This window comes from Streptomyces sp. CB01373 (genome assembly GCF_002803075.1).
Classification (GTDB): domain Bacteria; phylum Actinomycetota; class Actinomycetes; order Streptomycetales; family Streptomycetaceae; genus Streptomyces.
In genome coordinates this window covers 55,009-74,580 of the sequence record NZ_NNBK01000024.1, presented here as the reverse complement: position 1 = coordinate 74,580, position 19,572 = coordinate 55,009, and the positions used below count along the sequence as shown (strand labels likewise).

The 19,572-nt window shown below is 72.6% G+C and carries 19 protein-coding genes; 14 read left to right on the top strand and 5 right to left on the bottom strand.

The window, feature by feature from the left end:
• Window positions 1–35 precede the first annotated feature (35 nt).
• Complete coding sequence (locus CG719_RS31650; protein WP_100572146.1) at window positions 36–695, bottom strand: N-acetylmuramoyl-L-alanine amidase; 660 nt, start codon at window positions 693–695, stop codon at window positions 36–38.
• Between the two features lie 59 nt (window positions 696–754).
• On the opposite strand from CG719_RS31650, the gene mnmA reads away from it, so the two are divergent.
• Entirely contained in the window at window positions 755–1,891 is a 1,137-nt protein-coding gene (mnmA, locus tag CG719_RS31645; protein WP_100572145.1) for a tRNA 2-thiouridine(34) synthase MnmA, read from the top strand.
• Between the two features lie 43 nt (window positions 1,892–1,934).
• Here the strand turns inward: mnmA and CG719_RS31640 are convergent, their stop codons facing one another.
• From CG719_RS31640 to CG719_RS31625, 4 genes are all read right to left on the bottom strand, one after another.
• Window positions 1,935–2,468 (bottom strand): SRPBCC family protein, encoded by a 534-nt coding sequence (locus CG719_RS31640; RefSeq protein ID WP_100572144.1) that lies wholly within the window; start codon window positions 2,466–2,468, stop codon window positions 1,935–1,937.
• Window positions 2,469–2,555: 87 nt separating this feature from the next.
• Entirely contained in the window at window positions 2,556–3,494 is a 939-nt protein-coding gene (locus tag CG719_RS31635) for a ketopantoate reductase family protein (RefSeq protein WP_100572143.1), read from the bottom strand.
• Between the two features lie 260 nt (window positions 3,495–3,754).
• A complete protein-coding gene (locus tag CG719_RS31630) occupies window positions 3,755–4,534 on the bottom strand; it encodes an alpha/beta fold hydrolase (RefSeq protein WP_100572189.1) in 780 nt (259 codons plus the stop codon).
• A 56-nt stretch (window positions 4,535–4,590) separates the two neighbouring features.
• On the bottom strand, window positions 4,591–4,914 hold the full coding sequence (locus CG719_RS31625) for a DUF427 domain-containing protein (RefSeq protein ID WP_100572142.1): 324 nt from the start codon (window positions 4,912–4,914) through the stop codon (window positions 4,591–4,593).
• Window positions 4,915–4,989: 75 nt separating this feature from the next.
• On the opposite strand from CG719_RS31625, the gene CG719_RS31620 reads away from it, so the two are divergent.
• From CG719_RS31620 to CG719_RS31560, 13 genes are all read left to right on the top strand, one after another.
• Entirely contained in the window at window positions 4,990–5,529 is a 540-nt protein-coding gene (locus tag CG719_RS31620; RefSeq protein WP_100572141.1) for a TIGR00730 family Rossman fold protein, read from the top strand.
• Between the two features lie 15 nt (window positions 5,530–5,544).
• Window positions 5,545–6,243 carry an SDR family oxidoreductase gene (locus CG719_RS31615; protein WP_100572140.1) on the top strand — a complete coding sequence of 233 codons (699 nt, stop codon included), beginning with the start codon at window positions 5,545–5,547 and terminating at the stop codon, window positions 6,241–6,243.
• 79 nt (window positions 6,244–6,322) lie between these two features.
• Window positions 6,323–7,330, top strand: a complete 1,008-nt coding sequence (locus tag CG719_RS31610) for a methionine synthase (RefSeq protein WP_100572139.1) — start codon at window positions 6,323–6,325, stop codon at window positions 7,328–7,330.
• 15 nt (window positions 7,331–7,345) lie between these two features.
• Window positions 7,346–9,541, top strand: a complete 2,196-nt coding sequence (gene ligA, locus CG719_RS31605) for an NAD-dependent DNA ligase LigA (protein WP_100572138.1) — start codon at window positions 7,346–7,348, stop codon at window positions 9,539–9,541.
• A gap of 261 nt (window positions 9,542–9,802) precedes the next feature.
• Window positions 9,803–12,049, top strand: coding sequence for a putative bifunctional diguanylate cyclase/phosphodiesterase (locus CG719_RS31600; RefSeq protein WP_100572137.1), 2,247 nt, complete (start codon window positions 9,803–9,805; stop codon window positions 12,047–12,049).
• Complete coding sequence (locus CG719_RS31595) at window positions 12,046–12,204, top strand: hypothetical protein (RefSeq protein WP_159024996.1); 159 nt, start codon at window positions 12,046–12,048, stop codon at window positions 12,202–12,204. The genes CG719_RS31600 and CG719_RS31595 overlap by 4 nt, the downstream gene beginning before the upstream one ends.
• Before the next feature lie 105 nt (window positions 12,205–12,309).
• The gene (gene gatC / locus CG719_RS31590) at window positions 12,310–12,606 is read left to right on the top strand and encodes an Asp-tRNA(Asn)/Glu-tRNA(Gln) amidotransferase subunit GatC (protein ID WP_100572135.1); all 297 of its coding nucleotides are present in this window, start codon (window positions 12,310–12,312) and stop codon (window positions 12,604–12,606) included.
• A gap of 5 nt (window positions 12,607–12,611) precedes the next feature.
• Window positions 12,612–14,114 (top strand): Asp-tRNA(Asn)/Glu-tRNA(Gln) amidotransferase subunit GatA, encoded by a 1,503-nt coding sequence (gatA, locus tag CG719_RS31585; protein ID WP_199836852.1) that lies wholly within the window; start codon window positions 12,612–12,614, stop codon window positions 14,112–14,114.
• Window positions 14,111–14,353: a hypothetical protein gene (locus CG719_RS31580; protein ID WP_100572134.1), complete on the top strand. Its 243-nt coding sequence runs from the start codon at window positions 14,111–14,113 to the stop codon at window positions 14,351–14,353. Before gatA ends, CG719_RS31580 begins: the two co-directional genes overlap by 4 nt.
• Before the next feature lie 16 nt (window positions 14,354–14,369).
• Window positions 14,370–15,881 carry an Asp-tRNA(Asn)/Glu-tRNA(Gln) amidotransferase subunit GatB gene (gene gatB, locus CG719_RS31575; protein WP_100572133.1) on the top strand — a complete coding sequence of 504 codons (1,512 nt, stop codon included), beginning with the start codon at window positions 14,370–14,372 and terminating at the stop codon, window positions 15,879–15,881.
• Between the two features lie 120 nt (window positions 15,882–16,001).
• Window positions 16,002–16,457, top strand: a complete 456-nt coding sequence (locus tag CG719_RS31570; protein WP_100572132.1) for a hypothetical protein — start codon at window positions 16,002–16,004, stop codon at window positions 16,455–16,457.
• A gap of 255 nt (window positions 16,458–16,712) precedes the next feature.
• Complete coding sequence (locus CG719_RS31565; protein WP_100572131.1) at window positions 16,713–18,950, top strand: MMPL family transporter; 2,238 nt, start codon at window positions 16,713–16,715, stop codon at window positions 18,948–18,950.
• A 323-nt stretch (window positions 18,951–19,273) separates the two neighbouring features.
• The gene (locus CG719_RS31560) at window positions 19,274–19,459 is read left to right on the top strand and encodes a hypothetical protein (protein WP_100572130.1); all 186 of its coding nucleotides are present in this window, start codon (window positions 19,274–19,276) and stop codon (window positions 19,457–19,459) included.
• Window positions 19,460–19,572: the final 113 nt, after the last annotated feature.

Below are 19,572 nucleotides of genomic sequence, written 5' to 3'. Positions count from 1 at the left end.
CACACCGAGGCCCCGCGTCCCAGGTCCGGGCGGGTTCAGGTCCGGGCGGTTCTGGCCGCGCGGACCAGGCGTATGTAGCGGTCCCAGTCCCAGTGGGGGCCCGGGTCCGTGTGGTCGGTGCCCGGGACCTCCACGTGGCCGATGATGTGCTCCCGGTCGACGGCGATGCCGTACCGGCCGCAGATCCCGGCCGTCAGCCGCGCCGAGGCGGCGTACATCGCGTCGGTGAACGACGAGGCGTCGTCGACGAAGCCCTCGTGCTCGATGCCGACGCTCCGCTCGTTGTACGCCCGGTTGCCCGCGTGGAACGCCACGTCCAGTTCGCGGATCATCTGCGTGACGTGCCCGTCCGCGCCGACTATGTAGTGCGCGGCGGCCCCGTGCCCCGGGTCCTGGAACACCTTCACCGCGCTCGCGTAGCTGCCCTGGGTGACATGGATGACGACCCGGTCGATCCGGTAGTCGTCCGGGCGGTCCGCCGCCCGGTAGTTCGCCGGGGAGGCCGCCACCCACCGGGCGCCCACGAAGTCGACCGCGCCCTCCACCCGCGGCTTCTGCGCGCCGGGCAGCCGCCACCACAGCCGGGCCAGCCCGCTGCGCTCCACCGCGGCCCCGCCCACCACCAGCGCCACCCCGCCGAGCAGCAGGGCCCGCCGCCCCAGCCGCCGCTGCCCGTCCGTCTTCTTCGCCCCCATGCGATCTTCAACGCATCTCCGGCGGCCCCGGTTCCCGCGCCCCGTACCCTGGAAGGGCTATGACTGACATCCCGCAGCGCTCCCGCCCCCTCCGCGTCCTCGCCGCCATGTCGGGCGGGGTCGACTCCGCCGTCGCCGCCGCGCGCGCCGCGGAAGCCGGCCACGACGTCACCGGCGTCCATCTCGCGCTCTCCGCGAACCCGCAGTCCTTCCGTACGGGCGCGCGGGGCTGCTGCACCATCGAGGACTCGCGCGACGCCCGCCGCGCCGCGGACGTCATCGGCATCCCGTTCTACGTGTGGGACCTCGCCGAGCGCTTCCGCGAGGACGTCGTCGAGGACTTCGTCGCCGAGTACGAGGCCGGCCGCACGCCGAACCCGTGCCTGCGCTGCAACGAGAAGATCAAGTTCGCCGCGCTCCTGGACAAGGCGCTGGCGCTCGGCTTCGACGCGGTCTGCACCGGCCACTACGCCAAGGTGATCCTCAACGAGGACGGCACTCGTGAGCTGCACCGGGCCTCCGACATGGCCAAGGACCAGTCGTACGTCCTCGGCGTCCTCGACGACCAGCAGCTCGCGCACGCCATGTTCCCGCTCGGGGACACGCTCACCACCAAGGACGAGATCCGCGCGGAGGCCGAGCGCCGGGGCCTGGCCGTCGCCAAGAAGCCCGACTCGCACGACATCTGCTTCATCGCCGACGGCGACACCCAGGGCTTCCTGGCCCGCCGCCTGGGCAAGGCCGAGGGCGACATCGTCGACGAGTCGGGCGCGGTCGTCGGCAGCCACGAGGGCGCGTACGGCTTCACCATCGGCCAGCGCAAGGGCCTGCGCATCGGCACCCCGGCGCCCGACGGCAAGCCGCGCTACGTCCTGGACATCTCCCCCGTGAACAACACGGTGACCGTCGGCCCGGCCTCCGCCCTGGACGTCACCGGCCTCACGGCGATCAAGCCCCGCTGGTGCGGCACGGCCCCGTCCGGCCCCGGCACCTACACGGCCCAGTTGCGCGCCCACGGCGGCGAGACCGAGGTCACCGCCGAACTCGTCGGCGGTGAACTCCGGGTCGCCTTCACCGAGCCGGTCCGCGGCGTGGCCCCCGGCCAGGCGGTCGTGCTGTACGACGGCACACGCGTGGTGGGCTCGGCGACGATCGCCACGACGGTACGGGCGAAGGAGCCGAGCACGGCGGTCTGACGCACGGACCGCCCACGGACCGGGGACGGCGCCGGGCGCCTGCCTAGGACCGGTGCTCCGCCGTCTCCTTGATGCCGGTCAGGGTGGCGTCCATGCCCTGGCCGAGCTGGTCCAGGCGGAAGGCGATGATCGCCTCCTCCTGGTCGGGAGCGCGGTCGATGTACCCGCTCAGGCCGGAGCGGCCGGGTCCGATCGTGACCGACTGACGCAGCACGGTGCCCCCTTCCGGCGCCGGTGAGAGGGCGAAGGACCAGGTGGCCATCCGGTCCTTCACGCCCTCGGCGACCGTGCCGTAGCGTCCGTCGGGGTCCAGCACGCACCAGGTGAGGGTGCGGTCCGGGACCGCCTCAGTGATGTGGGCGACGGTCCGCCACTCGCCCACGAGCGGATTCTGGTTGTGCCCGACGTAACGGGCGCCCGGGGCCGGGCGGTCGGCACCGTCCTGCCACTCCACGCGCACCAGCTCGGGACTCCACCCGGCCATGGCCTCGACGTCGGTGACGACTTCCCACACCCGCGAGGGCTCCGCCGCGATGTGCACCTCGCGGTGGGTGCCGGGCTGGTCGGTGTAACGCATGGCTGCTCCCCGTGCGGGCACGGTCGTTCGCCGCCCCCGCGCAGGGAGTCTAGGGTCGCCAACTCCCCCTGAAAGATGTTGAGTCGGTCACAGGGGTGCCAGTTCGGACACCAGCCGGGCGGCCGTCGGCGCCGGAACGCCGTACCGTTCGGCGGCGCGCAGCACGGCGCCGCCGATGGCGTCGAGCTCCAGGGCGCGGCCGGCCTCGGCGTCACGCTGCATCGAGGACTTCATGCCGGCCGGAAACGTGTCGTACATCGCCAGCGTCCGGTCCGCGTCGAGCGGCGCCCCGGCCGCGCGGCCGACGGCGGTGATCTCGCCGACAAGGGTGAGCAGTTCCTCACGGTGGTCGGTGCGGACCGTGCCGATGGCGGCGTCGTAGCGGGTGGTGAGGAGGGCGAAGGGGGCGAGGAAGGCCAGTTTCGCCCAGAGGACGGCGGTCTCGGGGCCGGCCACGCGGGTCCGCACCCCGGCGGACTCCAGCACGGCGGCAAGGCCGGTGAGCGGGTGCGTGCTCTCCCCGGCCAGGTCGATGTCGGTGAACGGGCTGCCGTGCTCGATGACACCGGGCGCCACGCGGGTCGACTCGACGCGGATGACGCCCGCGGCCACGCGGTCGTCGCCGTAGCGGCGGCGCAGGGTCCCGGGGTGCTCGATGCCGTTGAGGAGCGGCAGGACGAGGCCGTCCGCGCCGAGCATGGCGGGCGGGACCCGGTCAAGGGCGGCGTCCAGGCTGGTGTGCTTGACGGCCACCACGCACAGGTCGACCGGCTCCCGCAGCTCGGTGTCCGCCTCGACCTTGGCGGTGAAGTCCCCGAACTGGCCGCTGCGCACCTGTATCCCGCCCTCGCGCAGGGACCGCGCCGTCGCGTCCCCGGCCAGGCAGATCACCCGGTGACCCGCGCGGGACAGCAGCGCGGCGAGCAGTCCGCCGACGCCGCCGGGGCCGAGCACGGCCACGGTCCAGGGGCGGGGAGCACTCCTCGCGGAAGTGGCTTCGGTGGCGTCGGGTGCGGTGCTGGTCATGGCTACGGTGTCCCTTCGGTCGCGGCGAGCGGCACCCGTCGGGCGTGCCGCCGTCTCGTCGGGGGCCAACACCGCCGGGGCCCGGCGCATTTCCGGCCCCGGACCACCGCGCCGTCGGCGAGGACCGCGCCCGCACAGCGCGGAGGCCGGCCGGGCCGCGACCAGGGACGCGGCTGTCCTGGCCGACGCCCGGCAGGCCGACGCGGAAGCACCGCACGACCGCGAGGCCGATTGGGCCGAGGACCGCGGCAGCGTCCGGTTCAGGAGGCGAAGAACTCCGTCAGCACCGGCGCGAGCGCCTCCGGTTCCACCGCGTGGGTCTGGCCCTCCAGGGCCCGGTACGTGCCCCGGGGCGCGGCCTCGGCGACCTCCCTGGCCGCCTCACGCAGCCAGGTCGGGCTGGCGCCGCCCGCCACGGACAGGACCGGCACGGTGACCGAGGCCAGCAGGTCGCGGGGGACCAGCCCGTCCCCCATCACCGCGTCGTCGTGGGCGAGCGTCGGCGCGATCGCCTCCATGCCCGCCCACATGGGTGACTGGCGGGCGCTGGCGATCATCTGCGGCGCCAGCCCGGTCAGCAGCAGGAACAGCTCCACGGCGTCCCCGCGCCGGCCCTCGGCGAGCGCCGCGGTCAGCTCGGCGGTGTACTCGGCGCGCTCCCGCCCGCCGCCCTCGTACACGGCGAACGGCACCTCGTAGACGGCGACCTGCCGGACCGGCAGCCCGCCGGCCGCCGCCCGCAGGGCCAGTGCGCCGCCGGAGGAGACGCCGTACAGCGCCGCCTCGCCGCCCACCGTGTCGATCAGCGCGGCCAGGTCCTCGACCTCGCGTTCCACCGCGTAGGGCGCCGTGTCCCCGCTTCCGCCGCGGCCCCGGCGGTCGTAGACGACGGCGTCGCAGCGGTCCGACAACGCGGCAGCAAGCGACGCCACCGTGGCCCCCGTCGACATCGCGCCGCTCACGAGGACGACCACCGGGCCCTGCCCGGTGCGGTGGTAAGCGAGGGAGGTGCCGTCACGCGAGACGGTCTTCTTGTCCATGCCCGACATGCCAGTCATGCCACTGAAGACTGCCACGCGGCGGCGGCCTCATCGGGTCAAAACACCTCCACGTCGTAGAAGCACAGGTGGTCCTTGATCTCGGCGACACCCGGCTTCGGGTCGGGGTAGGCCCACGCCAGGTCCGCCGCGCCGGGCAGGGACCAGTAGGACGCCGTGCCCTTGAAGGGGCAGTGCGTGTGCGTGTCGGACGCCGCCAGGAGGTCGAGGCGTACGTCCTCGGGCGGCAGGTAGTAGCGCGGCGGGCACCCCGTCTCGCGGAGTACCAGGGCGCGGTCGCTCTCCGCGAGGATCTGGCCGTCGCGCACCACACGCACGCGTTCGCCGCTCTTGTCGATCGTGATCGTGTGTCCTTGGGTCATAGCCGGTACAGCGCCCGCAGGACCCCGCTTCTTCCCGGCCTCGGGGCCGGTGTCCCCGCCGCGTACCGTGGGCGCATGAACATCTGCGTCTTCCTCTCCGCCGCCGACCTCGACGACCGTTACACCCGCCCCGCGCGGGACTTCGCCCGTCTGATCGGCAAGGGTGGTCACAGCCTGGTCTGGGGCGGATCCGACACCGGTCTGATGAAGGTGGTCGCGGACGGCGTGCAGGAGGCGGGCGGCCGGCTGATCGGCGTGTCGGTCGACTTCCTGTCGGCGAAGGCGCGGCCCGGCGCGGACGAGATGGTGATCGCCCGGGACCTCGCCGAGCGCAAGAGGCTGCTCCTGGAGAAGGCCGACGCCGTCGTGATCATGGTGGGCGGCACCGGCACGCTCGACGAGGCCACCGAGATCCTGGAGCTGAAGAAGCACGGCCGGACCGAGAAGCCGGTGGTGCTGCTGAACACCGACGGCTTCTACGACGGCCTCAAGCAGCAGTTCCGCCGGATGGAGGAGGACGGGTTCCTGCCTCGGCCGCTCGCCGAGCTGGTGTTCTTCGCCGAGGAGCCCGCGGGCGCGATGACGTATCTGGACGAGGCGCTGCGCACCGGCTGAACCGGTGGTGCGAGCATGGCGGGCATGGCTACTCATGTGATCACCGGGGCCGGCTCCGGCATCGGCGCGGCCGTCGCCCGCCGCCTGCACGCGCGCGGGGACGAACTCGTGCTGCACGCGCGCGACGCCGGGCGGGCCAAGGAACTGGCCGCCGCGTTCCCCGGCGCCCGGACACTCGTCGGCGACCTGGCCGAACCCGACCGGCTGAGCTGGGCGTTCTCCCACCAGACACTGCCCGACCGGGTGGACTCCCTGCTCCACATCGCGGGCGTGGTCGACCTCGGCCCGGTCGGTGAACTCACCCCGAAGACCTGGCGCCACCAGCTCGACGTCAATCTGATCGCCCCCGCGGAAATGACCCGCCACTTCCTGCCCCAGCTCCGCGCCTCGCGCGGCCACGTGCTGTTCGTCAACTCGGGCGCGGGCCTGAGCGCCCACGCCGACTGGTCCGCGTACGCCGCCTCCAAGCACGGTCTGAAGGCGCTGGCGGACTCGCTGCGCCACGAGGAGCACGGCAACGGTGTCCGGGTCACCTCGGTCTACCCGGGCCGTACCGCCAGCCGTATGCAGGCCAAGATCCACCAGCAGGAGGGCAAGGAGTACGACCCCGGCAAGTGGATCGACCCCGACTCCGTCGCCACGACCATCGTCATGGCGCTCGACCTGCCGCGGGACGCGGAGGTCAACGACCTGACGGTGCGTCCGGGCCGGTGACGCGAGGCCGGCGGCGGTCCCGGGGGGCCGCCGCCCCCTGAGGCGGCCGCGACCCCGCCGGGTTGCGTAGGCTTCCCGGGTGAGCGACAACAGCCAGTTCAGGTTCGGTGCCGCAACCGGCGTCGGGTCCATGCCCGGTGGGGACGCCCGGGAGGCCGTCAAGACCGTCACCGGCACCTTCGAGGACTTCCCCTTCCTGCCCGAGCTGCCCGCGCGCGGCCCCGGCGCCGACATGATCGGGCGCACCGCGGGGATGCTCGTCGAGCTCTACGCGCGCATGGAGCCCAGCGGCTGGCGGCTCGGGGACCGGCCGGGCCGGGACACCCGGCGGGCGAGGTCCTGGCTCGGGGAGGATCTCGACGCCCTGGAGGAGTACACCCAGGGGTACGAGGGTGCGCTGAAGGTGCAGGCGGTGGGGCCGTGGACGCTCGCCGCCGCCCTGGAGCTCAGGAACGGCGAGGCGGCCCTGTCCGACCCCGGCGCCTGCCGGGACCTGGCCGGTTCGCTCGCCGAGGGGCTGCGGCTCCATCTCGCCGAGGTGCGCCGGCGCGTTCCCGGCGCCCGGCTCGTCCTCCAGCTCGACGAACCCTCCCTGACCGCCGTCCTGCGCGGGCAGGTGCGCAGCGCCAGCGGCTACCGGACCCACCGCGCCGTCGACCGGCAGATCGTGGAGGCCACCCTCCGGGACGTCCTCGGGGCGCATGCCGAGGGGCCCGTCGTGGTCCACTCGTGCGCTCCGGACGTGCCGCTCGCCCTGCTGCGCCGCGCGGGCGCCGCGGCGGTCTCCCTCGACGTCTCGCTTCTCACCGAGCGTGACGACGAGGCGATCGGGGAGGCGGTCGAGGCGGGCACCCGGCTCCTCGCCGGTGTCGTCCCCGGCACGGACGGCCCGTTGTCGGACCCTGCCGGTAGCGTCATGGGTGTCAGGACGATGTGGCGCAGGCTGGGGCTGCGGCCGGAGCTTCTCGCCGAGGCGGTCACGGTCACCCCGGCGTGCGGACTCGCGGGCGCTTCCCCCGCGTACGCGCGCCAGGCGCTCGCCCACTGCGTCCGGGCGGCGAGATCGCTCGCGGACAACCCAGAGTAACGGGAGGACAACACGGTGGCCGGCGACAAGCAGCAAGCGGAGACAACGGTGCCCGCCGAGGCACGGGAGAAGCACGCGCGGCTCGCGGAGCAGGTCGAGGAGCACCGCTTCCGGTACTACGTCAAAGACGCTCCCGTCATCAGTGACGCCGAGTTCGACCAGCTCCTGCGCTCACTGGAGGCGCTGGAGGAGGAGTACCCGGAGCTGCGCACGCCCGACTCGCCGACCCAGAAGGTCGCCGTGGCGTACGAGACCGGCCTCGCCGAGGTCGAGCACCGCCAGCGGATGCTGTCCCTGGACAACGTCTTCGACGACGAGGGGCTCGCCGCCTGGATGGACCGGGTCGCCAAGGACGTCGGCACCACCGGTCACCACTTCCTGTGCGAGCTCAAGGTCGACGGCCTCGCGGTCAACCTGACCTACGAGGACGGCAGGCTCACCCGCGCGGCCACCCGCGGCGACGGCCGCGTCGGCGAGGACATCACGCCCAACGTGATGACGATCGCCGAGATCCCGCACCGGCTGAACGGCGACCGCGTGCCGAGCCTGGTGGAGATCCGCGGGGAGGTCTACTTCCCGATGGAGGCCTTCCAGGGCCTCAACGCCCGCCGCGTCGAGGCCGGCGAGAAGCCGTACGCCAACCCCCGCAACTCCGCCTCCGGTTCGCTGCGCCAGAAGGACCCCAAGGTCACCGCGACGCTGCCGCTGCACATGGTGGTCCACGGCATCGGCGCCCTGGAGGGGTTCGAGGGCCTGACCCGCCTCTCCGAGGCCTACGAACTGCTCAGGTCCTGGGGCCTGCCCACCTCCCGGCACAACAGGGTCGTCGACGACCTCGACGGCGTCCGCGCGTTCATCGCGCACTACGGCGAGAACCGCCACTCCGTGGAGCACGAGATCGACGGCGTCGTCGTCAAGCTCGACGAGATCCCGCTCCAGGGCCGGCTGGGCTCCACCTCCCGCGCGCCGCGCTGGGCGATCGCGTACAAGTACGCGCCGGAGGAGGTCAACACCAAGCTCGTCAACATCCGGGTGGGCGTGGGCCGGACCGGCCGGGTCACGCCGTACGCGCAGGTCGAGCCGGTCACGGTGGCCGGCTCCGAGGTCGAGTTCGCCACCCTGCACAACCAGGACGTCGTCAAGGCCAAGGGCGTGCTCATCGGCGACACGGTCGTGCTGCGCAAGGCCGGTGACGTCATCCCGGAGATCCTCGGGCCGGTCGTCGACCTGCGCGACGGCAGTGAGCGCGAGTTCGTGATGCCGTCCGAGTGCCCCGAGTGCGGTACGCCGCTCAGGCCGATGAAGGAGGGCGACGTCGATCTGCGCTGCCCCAACGCGCGTGCGTGTCCGGCCCAGTTGCGTGAGCGCCTGTTCTATCTGGCGGGCCGCAAGGCGCTGGACATCGAGCACTTCGGCTATGTCGCCGCGGCCGCCCTCACCAAGCCGCTGGAGCCCGCGGAGCCGCCGCTGAGGGACGAGGGCGACCTGTTCGACCTGACGGTGGAGCAACTGCTCCCCATCAAGGCCTACGTCCTCGACCAGGACAGCGGTCTGCCCAAGCGCGACCCGAAGACCGGCGAGGAGAAGGTCGTCACGGTCTTCGCCAACCAGCAGGGCGAGCCGAAGAAGAACGCGCTGGCGATGCTGGACAACATCCGGGCAGCCAAGCAGCGCCCGCTCGCCCGCGTCCTCACCGGACTGTCGATCCGTCATGTCGGACCGGTGGCGGCTCAGGCGCTGGCCCGGGAGTTCCGCTCGATCGACCGCATCGAACAGGCCAGCGAGGAGGAGTTGGCGAACACCGAGGGCGTCGGCTCGATCATCGCCGCCTCGCTCAAGGAGTGGTTCGCCGAGGAGTGGCACCAGGAGATCCTGCGCAAGTGGCGCGAGGCCGGCGTCCGCATGGAGGAGGAGAGCTCGGGCGAGGACGAAGGCCCGCGCCCGCTCGAGGGGTTGACGGTCGTGGTGACCGGTACGCTGGAGCAGTTCACCCGCGACGGCGCCAAGGAGGCGCTGCAGACCCGTGGGGCGAAGGTGACCGGTTCGGTGTCGAAGAAGACCTCTTTCGTGGTGGTCGGCGACAACCCCGGTTCGAAGTACGACAAGGCGATGCAACTCAAGGTGCCCGTGCTGAACGAGGACGGTTTCGGCGTCCTCCTGGAGCGCGGACCGGACGCGGCGGCCGAAGTCGCGCTTCCGGCCGACGAGTAGCGGTTGAACTCCGCCCGTTCGGCGCATACCAGATGCATACGGGTGGCCGGGACGCATTCGGGCAACCGTCGGCGACCGCTGCCCGTGGAAGCCTTCCGCGGCCTACTGTTGAGCTGTGCGCCCGCCGTGCCCAACCGCGGTCGGGGCATCCCCGTGCTCGTCAGGAGTACGTGGAAGGGTTTTTCAGCGCGGTGCCGTCCAGGGGTTGTGGGGCATCGGGCCGCGTGGCGTGGGCAACCGCCGGCTGTGAGAGGGACGGGAATGGAACCGACCGAGAGCGCCGCCCCGCACTCACGGCTGCGCCGGATGGCCGACGCGTGGCGGGGGAGACGGGAGCGGACGCCGGCGCGCCCGCGCGCGACGGAGCACGCCGGACGCGTTGCGGGACAGTACACCGTCGCGCGCGCCCGCGCCTCCGCACACACGGCCGTCGAACGCTTCTCCGGACCGTCCGGCACCGAACCCGAACGGCACCCGTCCCGCTCCGGGTTGCCCGCGTCGATCGTCGCCGCGGCCGTGTCCGTGCTGGGCGTCGGCGTGTACCGGGCGTTCACCGACCAGCACGCGCTCTTCCCGTCCGGCACGGCCGGCTGGTGCCTGGCCCTGCTCACCGGCGTCATCGTCGGTCACCTGGTCATGCTCGGCCGGGCCCGCTGGTGGGGCGGCACCGGCTCCGGCGCCACCCTCACCGTCGCCGTGCTGCTGCTCTACGGCTGGGTGCCCGCCGGCATGGTCAGCCTCACCGTCGTCGTCCTGGTCGCGGCGGCCCGGCGCCACCGCTGGCGGCAGGGCGTGCTGCACGGGGCGGTGGACATCCTCGGCATCGGCGCCGGCGGCCTGGTGCTGGGCGCCTTCGGCCGCGTACCGACCGTGGAGAGCCCCTGGAACCCGGCCGGCTGGACGACCTCCACCGTGGCCCCGGTCGTGCTGGCGGCGGGAGCCTACCTGCTCGTCACCCGCGGCCTGCTCTGGTTCGTGCACCACTTCCGCGGCCCCGGAGCGCCCGCCGTCGCCCGCACCGCCGTGATCAGACAGGGCCTGGTCGCCGTCGCCCTGCTCGGCATCTCCCCGCTGGTCTGCGTCGTGGCCGTGGCCAAACCCGTCCTGCTGCCGCTGTTCGCCGTCCCGCTCATCGCCCTCGACTCCTCCCTGTGGATAGCCCGCGCCCGGGCCGAGGAGCAGCTCCGCGACCCGCTGACCGGACTGCCCAACCGGCAGTGGCTCCTGGAGCGCATCTGGACCGCCCTGGACGACGCCGAACGCATCGGTGCCCGGTCCGCGCTGATGCTGATCGACCTGGACCGGTTCCGTTCGGTCAACGACACACTCGGTCATCTCGCCGGGGACCGGCTGCTGTTGCAGATCGCGGACCGGCTGCGGCAGGCGCTGCCGCGCGGGGCGGAGGCCGCGCGGCTCGGCGGCGACGAGTTCGCCGTGCTGCTGCCGGTCGCCGACTCCACGACGTCCGCGACCCGGATCGCGCGCGCCCTGGTCACCGTCCTCAGCTCCCCGCTCGACCTCGACGGACTCACCCTGGTCCTGGAGGCCAGCGCGGGAGTCGCCGTCTTCCCCGACCACGCCCAGGACGCCGAAGGCATGCTGCGCCGGGCGGATGTGGCGATGTACCAGGCCAAGCGGGACCGCACGGGCGTGGAGGTCTACGAGTCCAAGCGTGACTCCAACACCCCCGACCGGCTGGGGCTGCTGGGCGATCTGCGCCGGGCCCTCGACGCCCACGAGGTCCAGCTGCACTACCAGCCGAAGGTCCGCTTCGACGGGCAGGTCGCGGGACTGGAGGCGCTGGTCCGCTGGGTGCACCCCGAGCGCGGCAAGGTGCCGCCGGACGAGTTCATAGCGATCGCCGAGTCCTCGGGCCTGATGCCCCATCTGACGGAGTACGTGCTGGAGACCGCGCTCGCGCAGGTCGCCCGGTGGCGGGCCCAGGGCCTGTACGTGCCGGTCGCGGTCAACGTCTCCCCGCGCGATGTGCACATACCCGGGTTCGCCGGTTCGGTGGCCGCGCGGCTGGCCCGGCACGGCGTGCCGGCCGGAGCGCTCCAGCTGGAGATCACCGAGCACGTCCTGCTCGAGGACCCGCAGCGGGCCGCCGACACCCTGCACGCCCTGACCGGGCACGGTGTGAAGATGTCGCTGGACGACTTCGGCACCGGCTACTCCTCGCTGGTGCACCTGCGCCGGCTGCCGGTGAGCGAGCTGAAGATCGACCGCTCGTTCGTGGCCCGGCTGGCGGTCGACACCGAGGACGCCGAGATCGTGCGCTGCACCGTCGACCTCGCGCACTCCCTCGGCCTGCTGGTCGTCGCGGAGGGCGTCGAGGACGACGAGACCTGGGAACGGCTGCGGGACCTCGGCTGCGACGCCGTACAGGGCTGGCTCGTCGCGGCCGCGATGCCGCCGGAGGAGACGACGGCGTGGCTGCGGGCGCGCGGATCGCGCGGCTGGCAGCGGCCCGCCGCGGCGCTGCCCGCGGCGGCGGCCGACGAGTGACGACCCCTGTCACCCCGGGCGCCGAGCGCTTCGCGGACTTCCGCCACCTCCTGCGCGGCCGCCCGGGCGCGGCCGCCCCGGAGAGCCTGCCGGAGGCGCGGGACCCGCACGACAGCCACTCCCTGAGCAGCCGCGCCGGGGACGCGCGGCGCTGAACGCCGGCCCCGCGCGGCGCCGTCCGGGAAACCGTTTCACGGCCACCCCGCCCCGCCCCATAGGATTGAGCCAAAGCACACACACTCACCCCAGAGGATCGCTGCATGCCTGGCATCACGCGCGAGGAGGTCGCCCACCTCGCCCGGCTGGCGCGTCTGGAGCTGAAGCCCGAGGAACTAGACCACCTCGCGGGACAGCTCGACGACATCATCGGCGCGGTGGCCCGCGTCAGCGAGGTCGCCGACCAAGACGTACCGCCGACCTCCCACCCGCTGCCGCTGACCAACGTCATGCGCGCGGACGAGGTCCGTCCGTCGCTCACCTCCGAGCAGGCGCTCTCCGGCGCCCCGGCCCAGGAGCAGCAGCGTTTCAAGGTGCCGCAGATCCTGGGTGAGGAGTGAGAGCCGTGACGGACATGAACAGCATCATCAGGCTCACCGCCGCCGAGACCGCCGAGAAGGTCGCCTCCGGCGAGTTCACGGCCGTCGAGGTCGCCGAGGCCCACCTGGCCCGGATCGAGGCCGTCGACGAGAAGGTGCACGCCTTCCTGCACGTCGACCGCGAGGGCGCGCTCGCGCAGGCCCGCGCCGTCGACGCGAAGCGGGAGCGCGGCGAGAAGCTCGGCCCGCTGGCCGGCGTGCCGCTCGCGCTCAAGGACATCTTCACCACCGAGGGCGTGCCGACCACGGTCGGCTCCAAGATCCTCGAGGGCTGGATCCCGCCGTACGACGCGACGCTCACCAAGCGGCTGAAGGACGCCGACGTGGTGATCCTCGGCAAGACCAACATGGACGAGTTCGCCATGGGGTCCTCCACCGAGAACAGCGCCTACGGGCCCACCGGCAACCCCTGGGACCTCACCAGGATCCCCGGCGGCTCCGGCGGCGGTTCGAGCGCCGCGCTCGCCTCCTACCAGGCCCCGCTCGCCATCGGCACCGACACCGGCGGCTCCATCCGCCAGCCGGCCGCCGTCACCGGCACGGTCGGCGTGAAGCCGACGTACGGCGCGGTCTCCCGCTACGGCATGGTCGCCTTCTCCTCCTCCCTCGACCAGGGCGGCCCCTGCGCCCGTACGGTCCTGGACGCGGCCCTGCTGCACGAGGTGATCGCCGGGCACGACCCGCTCGACTCCACCTCCATCGACGAGCCGGTCCCGCCGGTCGTCGAGGCCGCCCGCAACGGCAGCGTCGCCGGCATGCGCGTCGGTGTCGTCAAGCAGTTCCGCGGCGAGGGCTACCAGGCCGGCGTCATCCAGCGGTTCGACGAGTCCGTCGAGCTGCTCAAGGAGCTGGGCGCCGAGATCGTCGAGCTGGACTGCCCGTCCTTCGACCTGGCGCTGTCGGCGTACTACCTGATCGCGCCGTCCGAGTGCTCGTCCAACCTGGCCCGCTTCGACGGCCTGCGTTACGGCCTGCGCACCGGCGACGACGGCACGCACTCCGCGGAGGAGGTCACCTCCCTCACCCGTGAGGAGGGCTTCGGTGCCGAGGTCAAGCGCCGGATCATGCTCGGCACGTACGCGCTGAGCTCCGGCTACTACGACGCGTACTACGGCAGCGCCCAGAAGGTCCGCACCCTGATCAAGCGGGACTTCGACAAGGCGTTCGAGCAGGTCGACGTGATCGTCTCCCCGACGACCCCGACCACCGCCTTCGCGATCGGCGAGCGCGCCGACGACCCGATGGCGATGTACCTCGCCGACCTGTGCACCATCCCGACCAACCTGGCGGGCAACGCGGCCATGTCGCTGCCCTGCGGTCTCGCCCCGGAGGACAACCTCCCGGTGGGCCTGCAGATCATCGCCCCGGTGATGAAGGACGACCGGCTGTACAAGGTGGGTGCCGCCGTCGAGGCCGCCTTCGTGGAAAAGTGGGGTCACCCGCTGCTCGAGGAGGCTCCGTCGCTGTGAGTAAGGCACTCGCCAAGGCCAAGGGCTTCAAGAAGTCCAAGTCCGGCACGTACCTGTCCATGGCCACCACCGCGTTCGGCGCGGTCGGTGTCGCCAAGCAGATCAAGAAGGCCCGCGCCGAGCACGACACGCTGCGCCTGATCGACGCCACCGTGTCCGCCGTCGCGATCGTCACCGGCCTCGCCATCCTCTACCGCGAGCTGAAGCGGCTGGGCGACGACGACGTCCTGCTGGGCTGAGAGGGAAGTTTTCACCGTGACCACCACGACCGACCTGGTGTCGTACGAGGACGCGCTGGCGTCGTACGACCCCGTCATGGGCCTCGAGGTCCATGTCGAACTCGGCACCGCCACCAAGATGTTCTGCGGCTGCTCGACCGCGCTCGGCGCCGAGCCGAACACCCAGACCTGCCCGACCTGCCTCGGCATGCCCGGCGCGCTCCCGGTCGTCAACGCGACCGGCGTGGAGTCCGCCATCAAGATCGGCCTCGCGCTGCACTGCGAGATCGCCGAGTGGTGCCGCTTCGCCCGGAAGAACTACTTCTATCCGGACATGCCGAAGAACTTCCAGACCTCCCAGTACGACGAGCCGATCGCCTTCAACGGCTACCTCGACGTGCAGCTCGAGGACGGCGAGACCTTCCGCGTGGAGATCGAGCGCGCCCACATGGAGGAGGACACCGGCAAGTCGACGCACGTCGGCGGCGCCACCGGCCGCATCCACGGCGCGTCCCACTCGCTCCTTGACTACAACCGCGCCGGCATCCCGCTGATCGAGATCGTCACCAAGCCGATCACCGGCGCCGGCGAGCGGGCCCCGGAGGTGGCCAAGGCCTACGTCCGCGAGCTGCGCGAGCTCATCCGGGCCCTCGGCGTGTCCGAGGCCCGGATGGAGATGGGCCAGATGCGCTGCGACGTCAACCTGTCGCTGATGCCCAAGGACGCCGACAAGTTCGGCACCCGCTCCGAGACGAAGAACGTCAACTCGCTGCGGTCCGTGGAGCGCGCAGCCCGCTTCGAGATCCAGCGCCACGCCGCCGTGCTGAACGGCGGCGGCACGGTGATCCAGGAGACCCGCCACTTCCACGAGGACACGGGGTCCACGACCTCCGGCCGCATCAAGGAGGAGGCCGAGGACTACCGGTACTTCCCCGAGCCGGACCTGGTCCCGGTGGCACCCTCGCGCGAGTGGGTCGAGGAGATCCGCGCCGCGCTGCCCGAGCTGCCGCTGGTGCGCCGCAACCGGCTCCGCGAGGAGTGGGGCGTCTCGGCCACCGAGATGCAGGCCATCCTCAACGCCGGTGCCCTGGACCTCATCGTCGCCACGATCGACGCGGGCGCGGACGCCGCCTCCGCCCGCAAGTGGTGGATGGGCGAGCTGGCGCGTGCCGCCAACGAGTCCGGCAAGGCGCTGGACGAGCTGTCGATCACGCCGGCGCAGGTGGCCCGGGTCACCGAGCTGGTCGCCGGGGGCGAACTGAACGACAAGCTGGCCCGCCAGGTCATCGAGGGCGTCCTGGCCGGCGAGGGCACCCCGGACGAGGTCGTCGACAAGCGCGGCCTGAAGGTGGTCTCCGACGAGGGCGCGCTGACCGCCGCCGTCGACGAGGCCATCGCCGGCAACCCGGGCGTCGCGGACAAGATCCGCGGCGGCAAGGTGGCCGCGGCCGGCGCCCTGGTCGGCGCGGTCATGAAGGCCACCCGCGGCCAGGCCGACGCGGCCCGCGTCAAGGAGCTGATCCTGGAGAAGCTCGGCGTCGAGGGCTGAGCCCGCGAACCGTCTCGGGGGGTGCACCGGTTCCGGTGCACCCCCCGCGTCATGCCCGCGCGGGGTCCGCGGCCCACCCCCCGTCGGTGCCGTCGGACGGAGGCGCTACGCTCGCGCGCCATGAGTGGACGCGCCGATTCCAAAACGCACCCCGAGATATCCGGGGACGACGACATCGAGGCGCCCGGACCGCAGGACCACCCCGAGGGCGATGTCGACGTCGACGTGGGCGAGGGCGGTGCGGTGGACGAGGACGGCGCCGGGGCCGCCGGCGGAGACGGTGCCGGGAGCGACGACGACGCCGAGGACGAGGACGAGCTGGAGGACCCGGCTGAGGTCGCGCGCCGTGCCCGGTGGACCGCTGCCGGGACCGGGGCACTGCTGACGCTCGCCGGACTTGCCGCCTCGCTGCTGCGGCTGTCCGCGGCCTCCGCGCTCGTCCCGGCCGCCTACGCCGCGGGCGCCGCCGTCTGCGCCGTGGCGGCCCTCATCGGCGCCCGGGGACGCACCCGGCGGGCACTGTGGCTGCTGATCGCCGGGACGATGGTGATGGCGCTCGGCGACAAGCTCGACTGACCGTGCGGTGGACCGGCGGGGGACGCGCGGTGGATTCGCGGGGGCCGTGCGGCGAACGTCCGGCGGGGCGACAGACTTCCTCGGATTGTCCTGTGAATTGGGTCGCACTGATGTGAATCGTCCCACGAACGGGCTAAACGATCATTTTCGCCTGCAAGAGTGGCTTCAGATTGCTCATGCGTTCTTTGCGGGCCGTTCCGATCACGGGCGTCTGTTCCCGGTCAAAGATCCACAAATCACCCTGGGAGCACGTTCGTGGCAGCCCTAGCGCGCTGGTGTGTCCGGCACCGCCTCGTCGTCGTACTGCTCTGGCTGCTCGCCTTCGGCGGGATCACCGCGGCCGCCTCGGTCACCGGCTCCGCCTACTCCAACGACTACGAGGTCCCCGGCACCGAGTCGGGACGCGCCACCCAGCTGCTCAAGGAGGGCTTCCCGGGACTCGGCGGCGACAGCGACACCGTCGTCTGGCACACCGCGTCCGGCACGGTGCGCGCCCCGGACGTCGAGCAGACGATGACCCGCACCCTGGACAGGATCGCCGCGCTGCCCCAGGTGGCGTCCGTGACCAGTCCCTACACGGACCAGGGCGTCCAGGGCTCCGACCAGATCAGCCACGACGGGCGCACCGCGTACGCCACCGTCACCTTCACCCGCCCGTCCCAGGACATCACCAAGCCCCAGGCCGAGGCCGTGGTCGAAGCGGCCAAGGCGGCCGGCACCGACGGGCTCCAGGTGGAACTCGGCGGCAGCGCGATCAGCCTCACCGCGGCCTCCGGCGACCACACCGCCGAGATCGTCGGCGTGCTCGTCGCCGCCGGGGTGCTGCTCATCGCCTTCGGCTCGCTCGCCGCGGCCGTGCTGCCCATCGCCAGCGCGCTGCTGAGCGTGGGCACCGCGCACGCCGCCATCGGTCTCCTCGGCCACGCCATGACGGTCGCCGACTTCGCGCCCATGCTGGGCATGCTGATCGGACTCGGCGTCGGCATCGACTACGCGCTGTTCATCGTGACCCGGCACCGGCGCGGGCTGAAACGCGGGCTCACTCCCACCGAGGCGGTCACGAACGCCGTCGCCACCACCGGACGCGCCGTCGTCTTCGCGGGCGCCACGGTGTGCATCGCCCTGCTCGGCATGCTCATCCTCAGACTGGGCTTCCTCAACGGCGTGGCGGTCGCCGCCTCCCTGACCGTCGTCCTCACCGTCGCCGCCTCGGTGACCCTGCTGCCCGCGCTGCTGTCCTTCGTCGGCCCGCGCGCCCTCAGCCGCCGCGAACGGCGCCGCCTGGCCGAGCACGGGCCCGAACCCGAGGTGCCCACCGGGTTCGCCGCCCGCTGGTCGGCCTTCGTCGAACGCCACCCCAAGGCGCTCGGCGTCGTGGCCCTCGCCGTCATCACCGTGCTGGCACTGCCCACGCTCACCCTCCGTCTCGGCACCTCCGACCAGGGCAACGACCCCAGCACCTCGACCACCCGGAAGGCATACGACCTCGTCGCCGAGGGTTTCGGGCCGGGCGTCAACGGGCCGCTCACCCTGGTGACCCGGGTCGACGGGGCCGAGGGCAGACTCGCCCTGGACAACCTCGACACCACCCTGCGCGCCACCGAGGGCGTCGCCGCGGTGACTCCGGCGACATACAACTCCAGTGGCACCGTGGCCTATCTGACCGTGGTCCCCGACTCCGCGCCGCAGTCCCAGCACACCAGCGACCTCGTCCAGCGGCTGCGCACCGATGTGCTGCCGCGCGCCGAGACCGGCACCGCGCTCGACCTGCACGTCGGAGGGGTCACCGCCGGATACGACGACTTCGCCGGCGTGATCATCGGCAGACTGCCACTGTTCGTCGGCGTGGTGGTCGGCCTCGGCTGCGTCCTGCTGCTGCTCGCCTTCCGGTCACTCGGCATCCCGCTGAAGGCCGCCGCGATGAACATAGCCGCCGTCGCCGCCGCGTTCGGCGTCGTCGTCACGATCTTCCAGTGGGGCTGGGGCAGCGAGTTCCTCGGCCTCGGCCGGGCGGGACCGATCGAACCCTTCCTGCCCGTGATCATGGTCTCGGTGCTCTTCGGGCTCTCCATGGACTACCAGGTCTTCCTGGTCAGCCGGATGTACGAGGAGTGGCTGGAGACCGGCGACAACCGGCGGGCCGTCCGCGTCGGCCTCGCCGAGACCAGCCGGGTGATCAACTCCGCCGCGGTCATCATGATCTCGGTCTTCCTCGCCTTCGTGCTCAGCGGCGACAGGGTGATCGCCATGTTCGGCATCGCGCTCGCCTCCGCCGTCGCCCTCGACGCCTTCGTGCTGCGCACCCTGCTCGTGCCCGCCCTGATGCACCTGCTCGGCCGCGCCAACTGGTGGCTGCCGCGCCGGCTCGACCGCGTACTGCCCCGGATCAGCATCGAGCCGCCCGAGTGCCGGGCCGCGCACGAGAGGCTCACGGACGTCGTGGGCGAACTGGCGAAGGAGACGCGGCAGGACGTACGCGACACCCCTGCGTGACGGAGCCGAACCGCGTCCCCGGAGCCGTGGCACTCCGGTGCGGTCGGCGCCCGCCCCGAGTGGCATGAGGCACGCACGCGAGGGCCGCTGGGACGGCCTGGGCGCCGCCGGCCGCGCCTTACGCCGGTCCCGGCCGGGTCGTGGCCGCCTTACCCTTCCCACCCGGTGCCTTACGGCCCCGCCGAGGCCCGCCGCACACGCGCCTAAGGCGCCCCGCACGGGGAAGATGCGGCATTCTCCCGATGTGGCCGCACCCCCTGGGAGACGACAGTGGAGGCATCGCGGAAAGCGACGCCGAAACCACCGCTCACCAGGGAGACACCGTGTTCCACTACGAACTGCACCAGCTCCGCTCCGCCGAACTCGGCCGCATCGCCGAGCATGACCGCCTGGTCCGTGAGGTCCTGCGCGCCCGCCGTGCCGCCCGCCGCTCGGCCGGTGGACGGACCGCCGAGACGGAGCCCCATACTCACCGCCCGCACCGGTACCGGTTCACCCGAGCGGCGTGAACGCGGGCCGGCGGGATCCCGGCGGCCACGAAGGTCCCGGCTCCACGGGGGTGGACCGGGGTCTTCCGCCCGCTGTGCGGAAAACAGGTGCCGCGCTGCCGGACCCGCGTGCG

Excerpts from the sequence above, each read along its gene's own strand:
- CG719_RS31650 (WP_100572146.1), bottom strand. The coding sequence starts at position 695 with ATGGGGGCGAAGAAGACGGACGGGCAGCGGCGGCTGGGGCGGCGGGCC.
- mnmA (WP_100572145.1), top strand. The coding sequence starts at position 755 with ATGACTGACATCCCGCAGCGCTCCCGCCCCCTCCGCGTCCTCGCCGCC.
- CG719_RS31640 (WP_100572144.1), bottom strand. The coding sequence starts at position 2,468 with ATGCGTTACACCGACCAGCCCGGCACCCACCGCGAGGTGCACATCGCG.
- CG719_RS31635 (WP_100572143.1), bottom strand. The coding sequence starts at position 3,494 with ATGACCAGCACCGCACCCGACGCCACCGAAGCCACTTCCGCGAGGAGT.
- CG719_RS31630 (WP_100572189.1), bottom strand. The coding sequence starts at position 4,534 with ATGGACAAGAAGACCGTCTCGCGTGACGGCACCTCCCTCGCTTACCAC.
- CG719_RS31625 (WP_100572142.1), bottom strand. The coding sequence starts at position 4,914 with ATGACCCAAGGACACACGATCACGATCGACAAGAGCGGCGAACGCGTG.
- CG719_RS31620 (WP_100572141.1), top strand. The coding sequence starts at position 4,990 with ATGAACATCTGCGTCTTCCTCTCCGCCGCCGACCTCGACGACCGTTAC.
- CG719_RS31615 (WP_100572140.1), top strand. The coding sequence starts at position 5,545 with ATGGCGGGCATGGCTACTCATGTGATCACCGGGGCCGGCTCCGGCATC.
- CG719_RS31600 (WP_100572137.1), top strand. The coding sequence starts at position 9,803 with ATGGAACCGACCGAGAGCGCCGCCCCGCACTCACGGCTGCGCCGGATG.
- gatC (WP_100572135.1), top strand. The coding sequence starts at position 12,310 with ATGCCTGGCATCACGCGCGAGGAGGTCGCCCACCTCGCCCGGCTGGCG.
- CG719_RS31570 (WP_100572132.1), top strand. The coding sequence starts at position 16,002 with ATGAGTGGACGCGCCGATTCCAAAACGCACCCCGAGATATCCGGGGAC.